This is a genomic window from Pumilibacter intestinalis, from assembly GCF_943193005.1.
Classification (GTDB): Bacteria; Bacillota; Clostridia; order Christensenellales; family Pumilibacteraceae; genus Pumilibacter; species Pumilibacter intestinalis.
Genome location: NZ_CALPCH010000001.1, coordinates 100,039 through 118,372, shown reverse-complemented (window position 1 = coordinate 118,372; position 18,334 = coordinate 100,039). Strand labels below are relative to the sequence as shown.

At 53.3% G+C, this 18,334-nt stretch carries 14 protein-coding genes; 4 read left to right on the top strand and 10 right to left on the bottom strand.

The window, feature by feature from the left end; all coding sequences use genetic code 11:
* Nucleotides 1-460: 460 nt before the first annotated feature.
* The 3 genes from NFR55_RS00560 (at nucleotide 461) to cysS (ending at nucleotide 3,011) form a co-directional block, all read left to right on the top strand.
* Complete coding sequence (locus NFR55_RS00560) at nucleotides 461-829, top strand: MarR family winged helix-turn-helix transcriptional regulator (protein WP_251545194.1); 369 nt, start codon at nucleotides 461-463, stop codon at nucleotides 827-829.
* A gap of 138 nt (nucleotides 830-967) precedes the next feature.
* Nucleotides 968-1,597, top strand: coding sequence for a serine O-acetyltransferase (gene cysE, locus NFR55_RS00555; protein ID WP_251545193.1), 630 nt, complete (start codon nucleotides 968-970; stop codon nucleotides 1,595-1,597).
* A gap of 25 nt (nucleotides 1,598-1,622) precedes the next feature.
* Entirely contained in the window at nucleotides 1,623-3,011 is a 1,389-nt protein-coding gene (gene cysS / locus NFR55_RS00550; protein ID WP_251545192.1) for a cysteine--tRNA ligase, read from the top strand.
* Between the two features lie 2 nt (nucleotides 3,012-3,013).
* Here cysS and asnA read toward each other — a convergent pair whose 3' ends face one another.
* From asnA to NFR55_RS00525, 5 genes are all read right to left on the bottom strand, one after another.
* On the bottom strand, nucleotides 3,014-4,021 hold the full coding sequence (gene asnA / locus NFR55_RS00545) for an aspartate--ammonia ligase (RefSeq protein ID WP_251545191.1): 1,008 nt from the start codon (nucleotides 4,019-4,021) through the stop codon (nucleotides 3,014-3,016).
* 354 nt (nucleotides 4,022-4,375) lie between these two features.
* Entirely contained in the window at nucleotides 4,376-5,758 is a 1,383-nt protein-coding gene (asnS, locus tag NFR55_RS00540) for an asparagine--tRNA ligase (RefSeq protein WP_251545190.1), read from the bottom strand.
* A gap of 65 nt (nucleotides 5,759-5,823) precedes the next feature.
* The gene (locus NFR55_RS00535; protein WP_251545189.1) at nucleotides 5,824-7,044 is read right to left on the bottom strand and encodes a zinc-binding metallopeptidase family protein; all 1,221 of its coding nucleotides are present in this window, start codon (nucleotides 7,042-7,044) and stop codon (nucleotides 5,824-5,826) included.
* A gap of 85 nt (nucleotides 7,045-7,129) precedes the next feature.
* Entirely contained in the window at nucleotides 7,130-8,518 is a 1,389-nt protein-coding gene (locus NFR55_RS00530) for an MATE family efflux transporter (RefSeq protein ID WP_251545188.1), read from the bottom strand.
* A gap of 27 nt (nucleotides 8,519-8,545) precedes the next feature.
* Entirely contained in the window at nucleotides 8,546-10,204 is a 1,659-nt protein-coding gene (locus NFR55_RS00525) for a 2-isopropylmalate synthase (RefSeq protein WP_251545187.1), read from the bottom strand.
* 120 nt (nucleotides 10,205-10,324) lie between these two features.
* Here NFR55_RS00525 and guaA point away from each other — a divergent pair, with 120 nt between their 5' ends.
* On the top strand, nucleotides 10,325-11,866 hold the full coding sequence (guaA, locus tag NFR55_RS00520) for a glutamine-hydrolyzing GMP synthase (RefSeq protein WP_251545186.1): 1,542 nt from the start codon (nucleotides 10,325-10,327) through the stop codon (nucleotides 11,864-11,866).
* 270 nt (nucleotides 11,867-12,136) lie between these two features.
* Here guaA and NFR55_RS00515 read toward each other — a convergent pair whose 3' ends face one another.
* The 5 genes from NFR55_RS00515 to NFR55_RS00495 form a co-directional block, all read right to left on the bottom strand.
* A complete protein-coding gene (locus NFR55_RS00515) occupies nucleotides 12,137-12,760 on the bottom strand; it encodes a M23 family metallopeptidase (RefSeq protein ID WP_251545185.1) in 624 nt (207 codons plus the stop codon).
* Between the two features lie 150 nt (nucleotides 12,761-12,910).
* Nucleotides 12,911-13,387 (bottom strand): DUF308 domain-containing protein, encoded by a 477-nt coding sequence (locus NFR55_RS00510; protein ID WP_251545184.1) that lies wholly within the window; start codon nucleotides 13,385-13,387, stop codon nucleotides 12,911-12,913.
* 497 nt (nucleotides 13,388-13,884) lie between these two features.
* A complete protein-coding gene (gene dnaB, locus NFR55_RS00505) occupies nucleotides 13,885-15,450 on the bottom strand; it encodes a replicative DNA helicase (RefSeq protein WP_251545183.1) in 1,566 nt (521 codons plus the stop codon).
* Nucleotides 15,451-15,466: 16 nt separating this feature from the next.
* Nucleotides 15,467-17,290: a translational GTPase TypA gene (gene typA, locus NFR55_RS00500; protein WP_251545182.1), complete on the bottom strand. Its 1,824-nt coding sequence runs from the start codon at nucleotides 17,288-17,290 to the stop codon at nucleotides 15,467-15,469.
* 74 nt (nucleotides 17,291-17,364) lie between these two features.
* Nucleotides 17,365-18,333 carry a hypothetical protein gene (locus NFR55_RS00495; RefSeq protein ID WP_251545181.1) on the bottom strand — a complete coding sequence of 323 codons (969 nt, stop codon included), beginning with the start codon at nucleotides 18,331-18,333 and terminating at the stop codon, nucleotides 17,365-17,367.
* Nucleotide 18,334 lies beyond the last annotated feature (1 nt).

Below are 18,334 nucleotides of genomic sequence, written 5' to 3'. Positions count from 1 at the left end.
CACTCATCTAAAACTTTCGGCAAAGGGGCGCAAACCCTAAAACCGCCCGAAAAGGGGGTATTTTTGGCAGTTTTCAGGCATGCGCTCTTACCCGCCGAATATTTGTTTTAGGTAAATCTCAAATATAAATTAGCACTTGAGCCATGCGAGTGCTAACACTCTCGGGCTTACACTGCCATAAAAAGGAGATATGAGAAAAGTTGACAAATCCGCGCATATACTATATAATGATAGTTACATACAAGTTCCATGCAGGAGATTGCCGCGGGCACAAGTGCCCTCGCAATGACGGGAAACTCGAACGTCATTGCGAGGAGCGTTAGCGACGAAGCAATCCCGGCCGTGAGAAACTTCACCCCGTCATTGCGAGGAGCGTTAGCGACGAAGCAATCCCACGCATGAGAAAAATTATTTACGGAGAAATATTCACATAACCGAGCTTGCCGACAAAATAATAGACTTGTTGCTGTATACGCGCAAAACCACCGCTTCGGAGCGCGGCAATTTCGGCTTACGCGAGCGCATGCTGTTTTGCTTGCGTCGTTCTCCCCTGCCGCCACGCGAACTCATGGAAATTTTGGGCATGGCGAAATCCAACCTTGCTCTGCTTGCCGCCAAATGCGAACGCGACGGACTCATAGAAAAGCGGCGCAAGCAAAGCGACGGACGGGCGATAGCCTATTATCTCACCCCAAAAGGCGAAACGGAACTAACCGACAGGCTTACGGACATAGAAAAAAAGTTCGACAAAGTAATAACCGACGAAAAGGAAAAAGCCGAAGCTGCGGAAAGTTTGGATAAAGCCGCCGAACTGCTCTCGTATTTGTAGCAACTAAACGGGTTTAATGCAAGAGATTGCCGCGCTCACTGCGTTCGCTCGCAATGACAGGCAACCCAAACGTCATTGCGAGCGCAGCGAAGCAATCCCATACATGAGAAATCGAAAGCACCAAAAAAAGGAAACCCCATGCGCACAAGCACCAAAATAAAAAAAGACCTCGCGGCGGTATTCAAGCACGACCCCGCGGCAAGAAGCAAAGCCGAGGTGATACTCACTTACAGCGGCTTTCACGCGCTTGTAATGCACAGGTTCGCGCACTTTTTGCACAAACACCGCTACAGACTGCTCGCGCGTATGGTGAGTCAGTTCGCAAAGTTTCTCACGGGAATCGAAATTCACCCCGCCGCAAAGATAGGTTACGGAGTGGTGATAGACCACGGCGAAGGCGTGGTAATCGGCGAAACCGCGGAGGTGGGCAACAACGTGCTCATTTATCAGGGCGTAACGCTCGGCGGCACGGGCAAAGACAAAGGCAAACGCCACCCCACCATAGAGGACGGCGTAATGATATGCTCGGGCGCAAAGGTGCTCGGTCCGTTCACCGTGGGCAAAAACGCCAAGATAGGCGCGGGAAGCATAGTACTCAAAGAAGTGCCGCCCAACGCAACGGTGGTGGGCATACCGGGAAAGATAGTAAAAATCGGCAACGAGCGCATAGACGACCTCGACCAGTGCCTGCCCGACCCTACGGGCGACGAAATAAAAGCGTTATGCGAGCGCGTAGCCGCACTCGAGCGCAAACTCGCAGACAAATAAATTTCCGCAAGGACTTGAAAACCATATGTTGAAAGTATACAACACGCTCACACGCGAAAAAGAAGAACTGCAACCCATAAAGCCGGGCATAGTAACCATGTATTCGTGCGGACCTACCGTGTACAACTACGCGCACATAGGCAATCTGCGCACGTACGTGTTTATGGATATGTTGCGCAGAGCCATTAAATACAACGGCTTGAAAATCAAGGGCGTAATGAACGTAACCGACGTAGGGCATCTGCTTTCGGACGGCGACGAGGGCGAAGACAAAATGGAAAAGGCGGCGAAGGAACAAAAAAAGACTCCGCGCGAGATAGCCGACCGCTATACCGAAATCTTTTTCCGCGACCTCGAACTGCTCAACATAGGCAAGCCCGAAATAATCGCCAAAGCCACCGACCACATAGACGATATGATAAAGTACGTGACGGATTTGCTCGACAAGGGCTACGCGTACGAAACGAGCGACGGCATATATTTCGATATTTCCGCATTCCCCGAATACGGCAAACTCAGCCGACTCAATCTCGAAGACCAGATTGCGGGCGCGCGCGTGGAGGTGAACGCCGAAAAGCGCAACCCCGCCGATTTCGCGCTATGGAAGAAAGCCGAAAAAAACCACATTATGCAGTGGCAGTCGCCCTGGGGCATGGGATATCCCGGTTGGCATATAGAGTGCTCGGCAATGAGCCGCAAGTATCTCGGCGTAACTTTCGATATCCACACGGGCGGCGTAGACCACATACCCGTGCACCACGAAAACGAGATAGCGCAGAGCGAAGCGCGAGAGGGTTGCAAAACGGTTAACGTGTGGATGCACGGCGAGTTCATGCTCGTAGACGGCGGCAAAATGAGCAAGTCGCTCGGCAACACCTACACTATAGCGCAACTCGAAGAACGCGGATACTCCCCGCTCGCGTTCAGATATTTTTGCCTGAACGCGCACTACCGCAAAAAACTCAATTTCACTTTCGAGGGCATGGACGCGGCGCAAACCGCCTACACTCGCCTGCTCGAAACGCTTTACAAACACAAAGTTTCCAAAGAAGATTTACCGAGCGAAAAACTCGAAAGCTACAAGGCTCAATTTTGCGCCGCCGTAAACGACGACTTAAATCTGCCGCTCGCGCTCGGCGTGCTTTGGACTATGGCAAAGGAAACTCCTTGCAAGAACGTTTACCGAGCCGCGCTCGACTTCGACCGCGTTTTGGGACTGTCGCTCGACAAAGCGCACGCGCCCGAAAAATCGGAAGAACCCGTGCCTCAAAACGTGATTGAGCTTGCAAACAAAAGGCTTGCCGCACGCAAAGCAAAAGACTGGGCGCAAAGCGACAAACTGCGCGACGAAATAGCCGCGCTCGGATACAAAATAGCCGACTCGAAAGACGGCTACACTGTGGAAAAAATATAATCTTATAAAATCGGAATACCCGCTTCGCGGCAAGCCGCAAGCATTTCGTCGCTCCACACGGAAACTTGAACCTCTCCGATGTGGAGTTTTTCAAGCAACAACATGCACAGGCGCGACTGCCCTATTCCTCCGCCTACGGTAAGCGGGAGTTTGCCGCAAAGTATTGCTTTGTGGTAGGCGTACTTTTCGCGCTCCGTTGCGTTCGCCGCCGCAAGTTGGGCGCGAAGGCTCGTTTCGTCTACCCTCACTCCCATGCTCGATATCTCTATAGGCTCGCCGAGCACCGAGTGCCAAAATAACAAATCGCCGTTAAGCTCCCAATCGTCGTAATCGGGGGCTCGCCCGTCGTGGCGCGTTCCGTCGGAGAGCGTTCCGCCTATCTTTTGAATAAACACCGTTTTGTGCAGTTTTGTTATTTCGTACTCTCGTTCTTTCGCCGACTTATCGGGATAACGTTTAAGCAGTTCTTCGCTCGTGATAAAATACACCTCGCGGCAAAGCTCGTGCGTTAGCGCGGGATATACGCCGTTTATAAACTCTTTGGTGTCGGCGAGCGCGCCCGCTATTTTGCGCACCGCGGCTTGCAAAAACTGCTCGTTGCGTTCCGAGCGGTTTATTACCTTTTCCCAGTCCCATTGGTCTACGTATACCGAGTGCAAATTGTCCATTGCGTCGTCGCGCCTGATGGCGTTCATATCGGTATACAGTCCCTCGCCGTGCTTAAATCCGTACTCGTACAACGCCATGCGCTTCCACTTTGCGAGCGAATGGACTATTTCCACCTCGAAACCCGCTTCGGGCACGTCGAAACTTACCGGTCGTTCCACGCCGTTCAAGTCGTCGTTTAATCCGCTGTGAGCGCGAACCATAACGGGCGCGGAAATGCGCTCGAGTCCGAGCGCGGCGGCAAGATTTTTTTGAAACTCGTCTTTAACGAGCTTTATCGCCTTTTCCGTATCGCGATGTCCGAGTTTGGGCGCGTAGCCCTGTACGGTTTTGAGTTTATACATTTTTAATTCTCCGAAACGGCAATATCGTCATTACATGTTCCATGCAGGGGATTGCCGCGCGGCTACGCCGCTCGCAATGACAAGCGTCACACCAACATGTCATTGCGAGGAAGGCGCAAGCCTGACGAAGCAATCCCAAACATGAGGAAATAAAAGTTACTGCACATGTTCCATGCAGGGGATTGCCGCGCGGCTACGCCGCTCGCAATGACAAGCGTCACACCAACATGTCATTGCGAGGAAGGCGCAAGCCTGATGAAGCAATCCCAAACATGAGGAAATAAAAGTTACTGCACATGTTCCATGCAGGGGATTGCCGCGCGGCTACGCCGCTCGCAATGACAAGCATACAATTTACGCCAAATAATTTTTGGTGCGGGGGTATATCTGCGTGTCGCGTATGTTTCCTATGCCCGTAACGTACATAAGCATTCTCTCCAGTCCGAGCCCGAAACCGCTGTGCGGCACAGAACCGAATTTGCGCAAGTCGAGATACTGTTCGTAGTCGCTCATTTTCATGCCGCGCACCTCGATTGCCTTTAACAGCTTTTTATAGTCGTTTTCGCGCTCCGAGCAACCTATTATCTCGCCCACGCCCGGCACAAGCAGGTCGGTTGCGGCAACGGTCTTGCCGTCGGGGTTGAGCTTCATGTAGAAAGACTTGATTTCTTTGGGGTAGTTCACCACGAACACGGGCTTGCAAAACACCTCGTCGGTGAGATAACGCTCGTGCTCGGTTTGCAAGTCGCACCCCCACTCCACGGGATAATCGAACTTTTTGCCGCTCTTTAGCAAAAGCTCAATCGCCTCGGCGTAGTCCACGCGAGCAAACTCGCTCTCCGCTACGTTGCGCAGTTTGGCGGTAAGCCCCTGCTCGAAACGCTCCTCGAAGAACTTGAGTTCGTCGGCGCAGTTGTCGAGCACGTAACGGGTGATATACTTTATCATATCGGTTGCTATTTCTATTATATCGTCTATTTCGGCGAACGCAACCTCGGGCTCAACCTGCCAAAATTCGGCGGCGTGGCGAGTGGTGTTGGAGTTCTCGGCGCGGAACGTGGGTCCGAACGTGTAAATCTTGCCCATTGCCGTTGCCATTACCTCGCCCTCGAGCTGTCCCGAAACGGTAAGTCCCGCTTGCTTTCCGAAAAAGTCGGACGCGTAATATTCTTCTTCCGATTTAACGGCGGGCGCGTAACCCATTGTGGTTACTTTGAATATCTCGCCCGCGCCCTCGCAGTCGCTGCCCGTAATTATGGGCGTATGCACGTAGTAAAATCCGTTCTTGTGGAAAAACTCGTGTATGGCGTAAGAAAGTTCGCTGCGTATGCGGAACATTGCGTTAAAGGTGTTGCTACGCACGCGCAAGTGCGGAATTGTGCGCAGATACTCCATTGTGTGCCGCTTTTTCTGAAGCGGATATTCGAGCGGGCACTCGCCCAAAAGTTCCACCGAGTCGGCGGCAATTTCCACCGCTTCGGCTTTCATGCCCTCAACGAGTTTGCCGCGCACGCGCACAGCCGCGCCGAGGTTCAAACAGCCCGCAAGTTTATCCGCGGTAAATTTGCTTTTATCCAAAACCGCCTGCGTGTGTTTGAGCGAAGAGCCGTCGTTAAGCTCTATAAACGCCACGTTCTTGCTGTCGCGCGAGGTGCGCACCCAGCCGCAAACGGTAACCTCTTTGCCGAGATACTTTTCTTTTTGCGCGGTAAGTTCGCCGAGTTCTATGCGTTTCATTGTATGCCCTCTCTTTTTGTTGATTATTATACCACTTTGCGCCCCTTATAGGCAACTGTTTTTCCTTACTTTATTTCTATCCTGTCCGCCGACACCGCTATATCGCTCTCGAAAAATTTCGTAAGTCCGCCTCTTAGCGCGGCAATATCCTTTTTTGCCGCGGTTTCCACGGCGGAGTGCATGGCAAGCTGAGCCACGCCTATATCGCACACGGCGCATCCGAGCGTGTGCGCCGCCGTAAGCCCTATGGTGGAGCCGCACCGCATATCGGCGTGATGACGGTACGTTTGCGCACTCACGCCCGCGCGTGCGAAAATCTCCCGAGCCGCGGCGCAGGTGAGCGCGTCGGTTGCGTAACGGTCGTTGCGCTTAATCGCAACGCCGCCGCCGAGCACGGGCGCGTTGTCCGAATACACCTCTTTGCGGTTGGGGTGCAACGCGTGCGCTCCGTCGCAGGAGAGCGCGAACGACGAGCGCAAAACAGAACGCGCGTCCGCCTTTTGCCCGAACGCCGCAAACGCCTTTTGCAAAAACTCCTCAAGCATGTTCGCTTCCGCGCCCTCGCGCGTTTCGCTCCCCGTTTCCTCGCTGTTGTAGCACGCCGCAACCGCCGACGATACGTTTTTGCAGTCGATTAAAGCGCGTAGCGACGCATACACGCTGACGAGATTGTCTATGCGCGGCGAGCACACGTATTCGCCGCGAACGCCGCAGTCGTAAGCCTCCTCGGCGGGCACGCAGAAAAGGTCGGAGTCCACGGCGTCCGCCGCCCCGAGCGACTCGCAGAGGTTTTCGCAATCGCCTGCAAGCGGGCGCATATCGCGCGAAACAGAAAAGGTTTCGCCCTCTTTGCCCGCGCCGAGGTGCACGGCGAGCGAGGGAATTACCACGTTGTAATCCGAGCTTACGCACTTACTCACAAGCGCGTTGCCCTGCTTGAGTATCACCCTGCCCGCAATTTTCATTTTTCGGTCGAAATAGGAGCGGAGCAGTCCCCCGCCGTATTTTTCGGTAGAGAGAGTTATGGAATTTGCGGCGGAGGCGTTTTCGTCGGTGCGCAGTCGCAAACTCGGTGAGTCGGTATGACTCAATACGAGATTTATTTTGTCGTTTCCCTTTTTTACAGCGAGCAGACAGCCGCCGCAAACTCGGTACGCGCCCGCCGCTTTCTTAAAGTCGGCGTTTGAGTCTATATCCGCAAAGCCCGCTTTTTCGAGCATTTGCGCCCCGAGTTTTGCGGCATGGTAGCAGGTATACGAATTGTTCAAAAATTCTTTGAGTTCCATTATTTTCTCCTTTTTATGTTCTCATGCATGAGATTGCTTCGCTCGTTTCTCTCGCTCGCAATGACGGATAACCTGCGGCATAACGTCATTGTCCGCGGAGTTGGGCGAACTTTTTTTTGCGCAAAACCAAATAACAAACGAGGTGCACCGAAAGCGTAATAAACCAAGACACGGGATAGGAAATGTACAGCACGGTAAGGGTGTGATACTTTCCGAACACCGTAAAAATCCACAGTATGCGCACGCCCACCACGCCGAACACCGATACGAGCATGGGCACGAGCGAACTGCCTATTCCTCTCAGTGCGCCCACGAGAGTGTCCATTACGCCGCACATGAAATACATTACGCATATGATTTTCATACGCTCTATGCCGTACTCGAGAGCCGCGCCCTCGCTCCCGTACAGTCCGAGCAAAAAACCGCCGCCCAGCCACGCGCCCACGCCAAGCACAAGCCCCGCGCCCGTTACGAGCAACAGGCATTGCACGAGCGAAAGGTCTATGTTTTCGGGCTTGCCCGCGCCGTAGTTTTGCCCCACCACGGTCAGGCACGCCTGCGCAACCGAGTTCATGGCAACGTACACAAAACCCTCTATGTTTGCCGCCGTGGCGTTGCCCGCAACCGCGGTTTCTCCGAAGCCGTTTATAGACGACTGAATTACCACGTTGGATACGGAAAACACCGTGCCTTGCACGCCGGCGGGAAGCCCTATTTTGATTATATCCCAAAACGCCGCTTTATGTATGCGCAACTTTTTGAATACAAGCCGAGCCGCGTCGCGCCTGCGCATAAGCGCGATTACAACGCCCGCCGCGCTTATCGCCTGCGCAACCGTCGTGGCTACGCCCACGCCCGCCACGCTCATCTTAAGCCCCGCCACGGTAAGAATATTCAGCCCTATGTTCGCCACTCCCGCAAGTGCGAGAACTATGAGCGGGCGTTTCGTGTCGCCGCAAGCTCTCAGTATGCTCGCCCCGAAATTGTACAGCAAATTAAAGGGCATGCCGCAAAAATATATCTTGAGATACAGCGCGGAAAGGGGCAACACAGCCTCGGGAGTGTTCATCCACTCGAGCATAACGCCCGACGCGAAAAAGCCGAACACGCCCACAATAAAGCCGCCTATGACCGATACGAGCACGGCGGTGTGCACGCTTCGGCTCACCTTTTCGTTGTCTCGCGCGCCGACGAAGCGGGCTACGACTGCGAGCGCGCCCACGCTAAGCCCTATAAAAAGATTTGTGATTAAGTTTATTAGCGCGCCCGTGCTCCCCACCGCGCCCACAGCCGCCTCGCGCACCGCAGGGTTTGAACTCGCCCACTGCCCGAGCACCACGATATCGGCGGCGCTGTAAAGCAGTTGCAACACCGACGTGAACACGAGCGGCAACGTAAACAGCACCGTCTTTTTAAGAAGAGGGCGCGTGCATAAATCCGCCTGAGGTTTGGCTTTTTTCTCCGTTCTTTCCATTGAAAATCAAACGCAAAACGATTAAAATCAAATCAAAAGTTTGTTCACCGCGCCTATAAGCGCTTTTATCGAAGCCGACATGATATCGGTGTCTATGCCCGCGCCGTAACTTAATTTGCCGCTTGCGCCGTTCACTCCCACGTAGGCGCACGCACGAGAATTAGAGCCGCTGTCGAGCGCGTGCTCGGTGTAGTCGGTTATGGTAAAGTCCAAATCGAAAGCGCGTTTGAGCGCGTCCGCCGCCGCGTCGAGCTGACCGTTGCCCTCTCCGTATATCGCGTCGCGCGAGCCTTCGTTAACTATGTACATCGTTACGCACACTTTGCCTTCGTGCTTGCTGAACGAGTGATATTCGAGTTCCACCGGCGAGGTGAGATTTACGTATTCGCGCACGAACACGTCGCGAACTTCGTCCGTAGAAAGTTCTCTGCGGGCAACGTCGGAAACGCGTTTAACCGAGTAGCCCACGTGCTCGCGCATTTTTGCGGGAAGCGAAAAGCCGTATTTGTTTTCGAGCACATAGCCTATGCCGCCCTTGCCGCTCTGCGAGTTTATGCGTATTACGTCGGCGTCGTAACTCCTGCCCACGTCGGCGGGGTCTACGGGAAGATACGGCACGCTCCACACGCCGTCTTTGTTTTTCTCGCGGCATGCAAGCCCCTTTGCGATTGCGTCTTGGTGCGAGCCCGAAAACGCCGTGAACACGAGCGAGCCCGAATAAGGTTGGCGCGGGCTTACCGTCATGCCGCTGAGCCGCTCGTACATTTCGGTAAGCTCGGGCAAAAACGAAAAATCGAGCTTCGGCTCTACTCCGTGCATAACCATGTTCATGCCGAGCGTGATAATATCCACGTTGCCCGTGCGCTCGCCGTTTCCGAAAAGCGTGCCCTCAACGCGTTCGCCGCCCGCCAAAAGCGCCAGTTCGGCGTCGGCAACCGCCGTGCCGCGGTCGTTGTGCGGGTGCAGAGATATAACCACGCCGTCTCTGTACTTTATGTTCTTGCAAATATATTCCACTTGACTCGCGTACACGTGCGGCAAGCTCATTTCCACAGTTACGGGCAGATTGATAATCACTTTCTTATTCGGCGAGGGCTTCCATACGCCGAGCACGGCGTTGCACACCTCGAGCGCGTATTCGGGTTCGGTGCCCGTAAAACTCTCGGGCGAATACTCGAACAAAAAGTTTCCGCTCGTTTTGTCGGCGAGTTTTTTCAGAAGGGTTGCGCCCTCTACCGCGATATTCTTTATTTCCTCTTTGCTCTTGCGAAATACCTGCTCGCGCTGAGCCACGCTCGTGGAGTTGTACAGGTGAATTATGGCTTTCTTCGCCCCTTTCACCGCCTCGAACGTCTTGTTTATTATGTGCTCCCGCGCCTGCGTAAGCACCTGTATCGTAACGTCGGCGGGAATGAGTCCGTCGTCTATAAGTTTTCGGCAGAAAGCGTATTCGGTGTCGCTCGCCGCAGGAAAACCTATCTCTATTTCCTTAAATCCCATATGCACGAGCTTTGCGAAAAACTCGACTTTTTCGTCCAAACTCATGGGGTTTACGAGCGCTTGGTTGCCGTCGCGCAAATCCACGCTGCACCAAACGGGCGCGTGCTCCACGTATTCGCGGCGCGTCCAATCCAAACATTCTTCGGGCGGCATAAAGTAGCCGCGACTGTATTTATTCGCTTTCATGTTGCAAACATTTTACATGACTTTTCGCATATTGTCAAGTCAAACGCGCCGATTTAATTGCCAAATTCCATTGCTATGTAGTATACTTATTTATATATTATCCAAAGAGGAACTCTCATAATGAAAAAACAAACCGTTTTGGTGCTCGACTTCGGCGGGCAGTACAACCAACTTATCGCCCGCAGAGTGCGCGAACAAAACGTATACTGCGAAGTGAAGTCTTACAAAACGCCGATTAGCGAAATACGCGCCATGCAACCCGCAGGCATAATATTTACGGGCGGTCCCAAATCCGTGTATCTCGCCGACTCCCCCAGAATGGACAAAGAAATTTTCACGCTCGGCGTGCCCATTTTGGGCATTTGCTACGGAGCGCAGTTTTTGGTTTACGGACTCGGCGGCGAAATAGGCGCGGCAAGCGCGGAAGCCGCGGCGGAATTCGGCAGAACGGACTGCGAGTTCGACACGGGCTCGCCCCTTTTCTCCAAACTCAAGAAAAAATCGGTTGTTTGGATGAGCCACAACGACTACATAAAAAAACTGCCGAGCGGCTTTCGCTCCATAGCGCACAGCGAAAAGTGCCCTTACGGAGCTATAGAAAACGCCGAGAAAAAGTTTTACGGCACGCAGTTCCACCCCGAGGTTAACCACACCGAGCAGGGCTTCGATATGCTCGGAAATTTCCTTAAAAACGTGTGCGGTTGCAACGGCGACTGGACGATGGAAAGCTACGCCGAAACCGCAACGCGCGAACTGCGCGAAAAAATAGGAAGCGGCAAGGCTTTGCTCGCCCTCTCGGGCGGAGTGGACAGCTCGGTTGCCTGCAAGCTGTTGGCAAACGCCATAGGCAGTCAGCTTACCTGCATATTCGTAGACCACGGACTAATGCGCAAAAACGAGGGCGACGAGGTGGAAGCGGCGTTTAAGGACAGCGGCGTGAATTTCGTGCGCGTGAACGCGGGCGAGCGTTTTCTCGGAAAGCTCGCGGGCGTATCCGACCCCGAGCGCAAAAGAAAGATAATAGGCGAAGAATTCATTCGCGTGTTCGAAGAAGAAGCTAAAAAAATCGGCAAAGTGGATTTCTTGGCTCAAGGCACCATTTATCCCGACGTTATCGAGTCGGGACTCGGCGACGCCGACGTGATTAAATCGCACCACAACGTGGGCGGACTTCCCGATTACGTGGATTTCAAAGAGATAGTAGAACCTTTAAGACTGCTTTTCAAAGACGAGGTGCGCGCGCTCGGCATTGCGCTCGGACTCAGCGACAAACTCGTTTGGCGGCAACCCTTCCCCGGTCCGGGGCTTGCAATTCGCATTATAGGCGATATCACTCCCGAAAAAGTGGCGATACTGCAAGACGCCGACGCCATATTCCGCGAAGAAATCGCGGCGGCGAAACTGGACAGGAGCATAAATCAATACTTTGCCGTGCTCACCAACATGCGCTCGGTGGGCGTTATGGGCGACGGCAGAACTTACGACTACACGCTCGCGCTTCGCGGCGTATCCACCACCGACTTTATGACCGCGGACTTTTCGCGCATTCCCTACGACGTACTCGAAAAGGTATCGGTGCGCATAGTAAACGAGGTTAAGCACATTAACCGCATAGTATACGATATCACGAGCAAACCCCCCGCAACCATAGAATGGGAATAAAACGCACCCCAATCCGTACTTGTTCCATGCATGAGATTGCCACGGGCACTGCGTGCCCTCGCAATGACGTTTTATAGGGTAACCGTGTCATTGCGAGCGTAGCGAAGCAATCTCCATGGAGCATTTCCGTGTCATTGCGAGGAGCATTGCGACGAAGCAATCTCCATGGAGCATTTCCGTGTCATTGCGAGGAGCATTGCGACGAAGCAATCTCCTTCATTAGAAAACAAAAGAGCCTTCCGCATAAAAACGGAAGGCTTTCCTGCATATCTACTTGTCGTTTTCTACGTTGATGTAGTCGGTGACTACAACGAATTTGCCGTCTTTCTTCATTTCGAGATGAAGATGTGCGCCCGAGTTTTGTTCGCTCATCATGTTGCCTACAGTGCCGATTTTAGCACCCGACTCTATTTTGTCGCCCTTTGCAACGGCGGCTTTTTCGAGTCCTTTATAGGTGGACGAGTATCCTTCCGCATGTTCTACGGTAACAACCATACCGTCCAAAATGGTGTTTTCCACGCTCGTTACCGTGCCCGCCGCTATGGTGAACACGTCGCTGCCGGCGGCGGCTTCGAAATCCACGCCGTTGTGGGTGCGCCACTGCTTGAGGGTGTCGTTATACACGAGCTTGTCGAGCGCGGCGGTTTTGATAACGGTGCAACTCGTAAGCGGAGCGGAGAAGGTTATGGGGTTGGGCTTCTCTTCTACCGGCGGCGTTACGGTGGGCACGTCGTTTTCAACGGGAGCTTTGCGCAGTCCGAACACGAGCGAAAGCGTGAGCACAACGGCTATAACTATTATAGCCGCGCTAATCACGGCGGCTTGCACTCCGCGTTTGGGCATGCGTTGCTTGGTCTTCTCCGCCGAGGGGCGGTTACTCTTATACGTTCTCATTTTTGTTTACCTCCGAAAAAGTTCTTTTTTTATTGCACATGAATTATGAACACATTTTCGGAGTTTATACGCATAAAAAGAAAAATTTTTTTACAAAACAAAAAGCGGCTTCGTTTTTGCAGAAACCGCTTTTTATAATCTTATCGGAAATTATCTCTTCTTGCTAAGACTCGTGCCGAAAAGCGCGAGAACGGCGTTAACAAGGAAGATGATGCCGGCAATGATAAATATGATATCGAGAGCCTGGAATTTCGAAACAACCAAAAGTACGCCGAGCACAATGGTAACTATGGGCATTACCCATGCAATAAGTCCTCTGTGCAAGTTTTGGATAAGGTCAAGCGCACCTTTAACTATGAGAAGGATACCGAATATAAGAAGCACCCATTCCGCAATAGTCCAACCGCAGACAAGGATTACGATACCTATCACAGCCTCTATAACGCCGCGAATAAGGCTCTTCATTATCACGTCGTACACGCCGAGCGCGATAAACAGGATACCTACAATCGTGAAAAGAATATCAAGCGAGCCTGCTTTGAAGATGAGGAGCAATATGCCGATTACCGCATAGAGCACACAGTTGAGGATGTTTGTCATAGACAAACTGAGCTTTGATTTTGCCATTTTTCTTCTCCTTTATATTGAATATTATTTACTGTTGTTTCTATTTTAATCCTGCGCACATTATTTGTCAAGCGAAAAACACTTTATGGCAAATTAAAATTCCACACCCCGCAATATTTTTGTACCGCTATTGCGAAAGGGCAACCCGTCATTGCGAGCGAAACGCAGTGAGCGTGGCAATCCCCTACATGGAACATGTAAAGTTACTGCTCAGTCCTCTCGGCTGAGATTGCTTCGTCGGGCTTCGCCCTCCTCGCAATGACAGGTAGTAGCGGCTTACTGTGTCATTGCGAGTGAGTGAAACGAGCGTGGCAATCCCCTACATGGAACAGGTAAAGTAGCTGCTCAGTTCTCTCGGCTGAGATTGCTTCGTCGGGCTTCGCCCTCCTCGCAATGACATGGGGGGGGCACGCCCTCCTCGCAATGACAGGTAGTAGCGGCTTACTGTGTCATTGCGAGCAAGCACGTAGTGCGTAGATGCGCCCTTATACGCCGCATTAAAAGATGTCGTCGGGGTCGGCGTTGTCCGGCACCGCCAAAATTTCTTCCGCCGTCTTTTCGCTCATAACGAACGGTTCGGGCGGAGGCGGTACGTCGTCGTATCCACCGAAACTGCCGCCGCCGCGCTCGGGCGGTATGTTCCTTTCGAGCGAAGCCGTGTTGCGCGAGCGGTCCACGTCCAAAAAGCGCACCGAAGGACCGTCCCATTTGAGTTCCACCGAGCCCGTTTCGCCGTTACGGTGCTTGGCTATTATAAGCTCTACTTTGTTGCGTTTTTCTTCGTCTACCGATACGTCGTCTTTATCGAACTCGCGGTAAATAAACATTATTATATCCGCGTCTTGCTCTATCGCACCCGATTCGCGAAGGTCGGACATCTGCGGTTTTTTGTTGGTGCGCTTTTCCACCTCGCGCGACATCTGGCTGAGCAACAGAATGGGCACGTTGAGTTCCTTTGCGGCTATCTTCATCATACGCGTAATGGTGCTCACCTCTTGCTGACGGCTCTCCACCCTCTCGCCGCTCGTCATGAGCTGCAAATAGTCTATCATAACGAGGTCAAGACCCTTTTCGCGTTTTAACCTGCGGCACTTGGAAAGTATTTCTATGGGGTTGGTGAGCGAGCTGTCGTCTATATATATCTGCGCTTTATCGAGTCGCGCCTTTGCCGCAACTATGGCTTTCCAATCGTCGGCGGAAAGTCTGCCCGAATTCGCCTTGCTCATATCTATGCGGGCTTCGCTGCAAATCATACGCTTTGCAAGCTGAATTGCGGGCATTTCGAGGTTAAACACCGCACAGCGGTAGGGGTCGTCTTTGCCCGCGGCGGTCTTGCGGCTCGCGTGCATTGCGGCGTGCGAAATAAAGTTCATGCCTATACTCGTTTTTCCCTGACCGGGGCGGGCGGCTATAAGTATGAGGTCGGAGGGCTGAAAGCCGTTCAGTATGGCGTCAAGCCCCTTAAAGCCGGTGGGTATGCCCTTGCCCGCGGTGGGGTCGCGATACATAAGCTCCATGCGCGATATGGCTTCCACTATGCTCGGCTGTATCTCGCGCAGACTGCTACGGTCGTTTTCCTCGCTGAGCGCGTATATCTCGCGCTCCGCAAATGCAATGGCGTCGTTTTGCGGGTCGCCCACAAACGCAACGTCGGTAATCTTTTGCGCCGAAGAAATCAATTTTCTGAGCGTTGACAGCTTTTTTACTATGCCCACGTAATGCTTGTAGTTGGACGCGCCGGGCACGCAGTTGGATAGGTCGGCAAGGTAAGTCAGTCCGCCCACGTTCTCGAGCATGCCCATTGTGTCAAGCTCCTGCGTGAGAGTTACCACGTCTATCGGCTCGTCGCGGCGGGATATGCGCACCATTGCGTCGTAAATGTTCGCGTGCGCTTTGCCGTAAAAGTCGGCGGGAGTAAGCTCGGGTATGATATGTATGGTTGCGTCGTTATCGAGCAAGGCGCAACCGAGCACCGCCTGTTCCGCCTCGTTGTTGTGCGGAAGTACTCTCGCTTTTAAGTTGGGGTGGTTTTGGTCGGGCTCGCCCGCATACTTTTTAGGCATGGCTTTCTCCTTCTGTTTATTTCTTGGCGTGCGCTTTGGCTTTGGCGCGCATTTCGGCGTTCAATATCTTCTTTCTTATTCTTATGTTGCTCGGCGTAACCTCGAGCAATTCGTCGTCGGCTATAAAGTCGAGCGACTGCTCCAAACTCATCACCTTGTGCGGAGTGAGCCTGAGCGCGTCGTCGCTGCCCGAAGCTCGCATGTTGGTCATCTGCTTGCGCTTGCACACGTTTACGGCTATATCGTCGCCCTTGGGGTTTTCGCCCACTATCATGCCCTCGTACACCTTAGTGCCCGCGCCTATGAACAAAGTTCCCCTGTCCTGCGCGTTGAAAAGTCCGTAGCCCACGGCTTCGCCCGTTTCGAACGCTATAAGACTGCCCGCGGGTCGGCGGTCTATCTCGCCGCGGTAAGAGTCGTACTTTTCGAACACCGAAGTGAGTATGCCCTCGCCCTTGGTGTCGGTGAGGAATTCCGACTTGTAGCCGAACAGTCCGCGGCTGGGCACTTCGAATTCGAGCCGCATGCGCTCGCCTATGGGCGTCATGCTCTTGAGTTCGCCCTTGCGCACCCCCATTTTTTCCATTACTACGCCCACGCAGTCGCTCGGAACGTCGGCAATGAGCAAGTCTATGGGCTCGGTTACAACGCCGTCCTCTTCCTTAAACAGCACTCTCGGCATGGATACTTGGAACTCGTATCCTTCCCTTCGCATGTTTTCTATGAGTATGGAAAGGTGCATTTCGCCCCTGCCGCACACTCTGAAAGCCTCGCTCGTGTCGGTGTCGGACACGCGAATGCTCACGTCGCGCACCGCTTCTTTATAAAGGCGGGCGCGCAAATGCCTACTCGTTACGAACTTGCCCTCTTTGCCCGCAAACGGACTGTCGTTTACCGAAAAAGTCATTTCAACGCTCGGTTCGCTTATTTTGGGGAACTCTATGGGTGTTGAGTCGGCGGGGTCGCAAAGCGTGTCGCCTATGCTCACTCCCTCCACGCCCGAAACGCACACTATATCGCCCACGGTGGCTTCCTCCGCGGCTACGCGGTTGAGTCCCTCGAACTGATATATATTGGTTACTTTGGCTTTGAGCGGAGGGCGGTCGGTGTGATAGTTGGATAACAGCACGTTCATGCCCGTGCGCAGCGTGCCGCGCTCTATGCGCCCTATGCCTATCGCGCCCACGTACTCGCTGTAGTCGAGTGCGGAAACGAGCATTTGCACGGGAGCGGACGCGTCGCCGCTCGGCGCGGGAATGTGCCTTACTATGGTTTCGAAAAGCGGGATTAAATCGGTGCCCGGCTCGTCGGGATTGACGGTTGCCGTGCCGTTGCGCCCCGAGCAGTATATTATGGGACTGTCGAGTTGCTCGTCGGTTGCGTTGAGTTCCATTAAAAGCTCTATCACCTCGTCGCAAACCTCGCTCACTCTGCGGTCGGGGCGGTCAATCTTGTTTACCACAACTATTACTCTGTGCCCCAGCTCGAGAGCTTTGCTTAGCACGAAACGGGTTTGCGGCATCGTTCCCTCGTATGCGTCTACAAGCAATACCACGCCGTTAACCATTTTGAGTATGCGCTCCACCTCGCCGCCGAAATCGGCGTGACCCGGAGTATCAACCACATTTATCTTATAGTTGCCGTATTTCACCGACGTATTTTTTGCAAGTATGGTTATGCCGCGCTCGCGCTCGAGGGCGTTGGAGTCCATAACGCGCTCGGCTACTACCTGATTGGAACGGAACGCGCCGCCCTGCTTGAGCATTTGGTCCACGAGCGTGGTTTTGCCGTGGTCTACGTGCGCGATTATCGCCACGTTTCTTATTTGTTCGTTAGTCATTTTTTTAATTCTCGGACACCGCGTTTGTTCTTAAAAAGTATCCGTTCTCCTCGTGTTGGTTTTTTGTGTATTCGTTATGCAAACGGGTCTATGTTGCCGTCGAAAGGGTCGTAAGGGAAATTGTCGCGCACGGTCGGTTTGGGCTTTTTGTCTTTGCGGCGTTTTATTATGTTCGCCGCAAGTATGCCTATGCCCACAGCCGCGCCGCCCGCCGCTATCGCAACGAGATACCAACCCGTGGGGTCGGCGCGAAAATACTCGTACTCCACTTTTTCGTCCTCGTCGCCCAGCCGCCTGTTGAACACGTAATACACGTTTTTGGAGTCGTCCGTGCCCAATTTCGCGTCGCACGCCACGTTCATCTTTTTGGAAGCCAGCCAAAAATCGGTGAGCAGCATTTCGGTATAGCCGTTGAGCGGAACGCCGAACGCAGTTGTAAATCCGGGCAAATCTTCCACATACGTAAGTTCGCCGTCTTTGGTTTCGTAGTGCCCCACGCCGTATAAAATCATGCCCATAAGCGTTTTGCCGCCCTCGCCCGAGTCGCCGCTTGAAACGGCGTCTTCGAGCGAGCGTATCCAAAAGTCGAACCGCCCGTCGCGCACAACGCGCACGGTGCGCATAAACAGGTTGGTGGTCACGTCGGTTTCGCCTTCGAGCGTAAGCCCGTCGCTAAGCTCTCCGCGCAAAGTTTTATCGGGCACGAATATATCGTAAAAACCGTACACTCTGCGCCCGCCCTTTTCGTTGCGCACTCCGTCGTACTTGAATTCGTAGCCGTAAATTTCGCTCGTAAGACCGAAATAATCGTAAAGCCAGTCGCCGAGAGTCCACTCTTTGCCGAGCTTATCCGAATACGCCGCATTGGCGTGGAGTTCGCTCTCGAGCGCGGAGTCCACGCTCACGTCCAAAGCGAAATACCAACCGTCCTCGCCTCGGGCTTCATACAGCGAAACGCCCGCGTCGCAACCCGCGAACAACGCAGTTGCAATCAGCGCGACTGCAAGCGCAAACGCTTTTACCGTTTTGCACGCGGCTTTCAAA

Bases quoted from the DNA above. Each gene is read 5' to 3' on its own strand.
- cysE (WP_251545193.1), top strand. From the start codon at position 968: ATGCGCACAAGCACCAAAATAAAAAAAGACCTCGCGGCGGTATTCAAG.
- cysS (WP_251545192.1), top strand. From the start codon at position 1,623: ATGTTGAAAGTATACAACACGCTCACACGCGAAAAAGAAGAACTGCAA.
- asnA (WP_251545191.1), bottom strand. From the start codon at position 4,021: ATGTATAAACTCAAAACCGTACAGGGCTACGCGCCCAAACTCGGACAT.
- asnS (WP_251545190.1), bottom strand. From the start codon at position 5,758: ATGAAACGCATAGAACTCGGCGAACTTACCGCGCAAAAAGAAAAGTAT.
- NFR55_RS00535 (WP_251545189.1), bottom strand. From the start codon at position 7,044: ATGGAACTCAAAGAATTTTTGAACAATTCGTATACCTGCTACCATGCC.
- NFR55_RS00530 (WP_251545188.1), bottom strand. From the start codon at position 8,518: ATGGAAAGAACGGAGAAAAAAGCCAAACCTCAGGCGGATTTATGCACG.
- NFR55_RS00525 (WP_251545187.1), bottom strand. From the start codon at position 10,204: ATGAAAGCGAATAAATACAGTCGCGGCTACTTTATGCCGCCCGAAGAA.
- guaA (WP_251545186.1), top strand. From the start codon at position 10,325: ATGAAAAAACAAACCGTTTTGGTGCTCGACTTCGGCGGGCAGTACAAC.
- NFR55_RS00515 (WP_251545185.1), bottom strand. From the start codon at position 12,760: ATGAGAACGTATAAGAGTAACCGCCCCTCGGCGGAGAAGACCAAGCAA.
- NFR55_RS00510 (WP_251545184.1), bottom strand. From the start codon at position 13,387: ATGGCAAAATCAAAGCTCAGTTTGTCTATGACAAACATCCTCAACTGT.
- dnaB (WP_251545183.1), bottom strand. From the start codon at position 15,450: ATGCCTAAAAAGTATGCGGGCGAGCCCGACCAAAACCACCCCAACTTA.
- typA (WP_251545182.1), bottom strand. From the start codon at position 17,290: ATGACTAACGAACAAATAAGAAACGTGGCGATAATCGCGCACGTAGAC.